The organism is Oscillibacter sp. KLE 1745 (genome assembly GCF_000469445.2).
In the GTDB taxonomy this organism is placed as follows: Bacteria; Bacillota; Clostridia; order Oscillospirales; family Oscillospiraceae; genus Oscillibacter; species Oscillibacter welbionis.
In genome coordinates, this window is sequence record NZ_KI271729.1 from 1 (window position 1) to 1,633 (window position 1,633).

Annotated in this window: 1 protein-coding gene; it reads right to left on the reverse strand. The window is 51.8% G+C overall.

Features of this window, described 5'->3' with window-relative positions; genetic code table 11:
* Positions 1-45: 45 nt before the first annotated feature.
* Entirely contained in the window at positions 46-1,509 is a 1,464-nt protein-coding gene (locus tag HMPREF1546_RS10545) for a hypothetical protein (RefSeq protein WP_021747356.1), read from the reverse strand.
* Positions 1,510-1,633: the final 124 nt, after the last annotated feature.

The window sequence follows — 1,633 nt, forward strand, 5'->3', positions numbered from 1 at the left end:
CCATTCCCCGCCCCAAAAACGCCGCACAGGGCGTTCTGGGGCGGTTTATAACCCTTTCTTGAAATCCTCCACCAGCAGATCGCTCAAAGCCTGTGACGGGCGTATTTTGACCGTTATATGCCCATCCGGTACAGTGTCCCACCATTTGCGGATGGTGGGATAGGTCAATCCTGTATCCTTTTTGCACTGGCTTTTCGTTCCCTCCGGATGCTGCTGCCGCCACTCATAAACCATCTGTTGCGCCGTCCCGCTTCCCGATGGGCGACCACCATTTGTACATTCCCCGATACCGACCTTAAATTGCCTATTCATGTTCATATACTGCATATGGAGTTTCTGCGTTCGCCCATTCCTTCTATTCCTCTCGATACGAATATCGGTCAGCGCCTCAATATCGGCAATCGTGAAATTGTAATACTCCTTGTCATAGGCTTCCAGCGCACTCCGTATATCGTCCTCGGTCAATGCGTTCTCGTGCTTCACCATCTGCAGATCCTCAAAAGCCAATTTCATATCCTGCCGGAGCTGCTGCTTCGATACGCCGCATTTGTAGGCATAGATGGCAAGGCACATCAGAAAGAAATACCGATGCCCGCCCTTTATCTCGCCGATCTGCCGCAGCCACCAATGGTAGAGAGCATACGGATCGTCCCCATGCACCTTTCCAGCAATGTCCCACTTCTTGCGCCCTTTCTCGCCATTTACGACAACACGCTCATACCACTCCGGATATGCCTCCCTCGCCTCGGCTCGTGTCATTTTGGACGGACTGAAAGGCTTATTTACATCCACCCTGTTTTCCGGCTTTGCGTAGGCGTTCAGATAATCCAGCGTCACCCTTTCTCCGGTACGGAAAGCAACCAGCTCCGTCCCATGCTTGTCATTGAGGCTCCCCACCATGCGGAAACCCTGATTGATAGACTGATACTGTATTGCCTTGACCTGTGAGGTGCTCCCATACTCCCACATCCGGAAAGTGAGGTCATATTTCAGACTTTTAAGCTGGATTTTTATATTCGGGTATAGGTCAATCGGCTGCTGGAAAACATAGTAGACATGAAGCCCCGTCCCCGACAGAACAAGAAAAGTCGGCATCGGCAACCGGCGCACTCGCTCCGGATCACCGCCAAAACGCAGAAAGAGGTTGCGCAGCTCGGCAAGACCTACGCCATCCAGATCGAAGATCAGAGCATACATCCGCTGGGCGTTCTCCAGCCTGTTCTCCTTTCTGCGATATGCAAGACCGCTGCACAAAGTAAGGCTGTTCCCCTCGACAAACTCCATGTAATCATGTTCCCATGTGTCGTTATACATCTTCCTGCGCCGGAGCTTCTTATCCTCGCTCTGTTCGTCCCGATACAGATACACAGCGTTCGGATGGGAAAAATCCGTGTGCCGTTCTCCGGAGTTCTCATTATCCGGAAACAGCTCTTTATAAAACTCATAGCCTCCGACCTCCGGATATTGTGCGCTCAAATACTCATAGCAGCCTCGATAATTCTCGGTCATATTACCACCTCACAAAAGAAAAAGTACAAAAAGAAAATCCGCTGCGGCGGGGATCGCCTGCGGGCGGGAAGGGGGAAAAGGGGGAGCAAAAGAGCGCCGCCTACGGCGGCTTAAAGAGAAAGTC

Excerpts from the sequence above, each read along its gene's own strand:
- HMPREF1546_RS10545 (WP_021747356.1), bottom strand. The coding sequence starts at position 1,509 with ATGACCGAGAATTATCGAGGCTGCTATGAGTATTTGAGCGCACAATAT.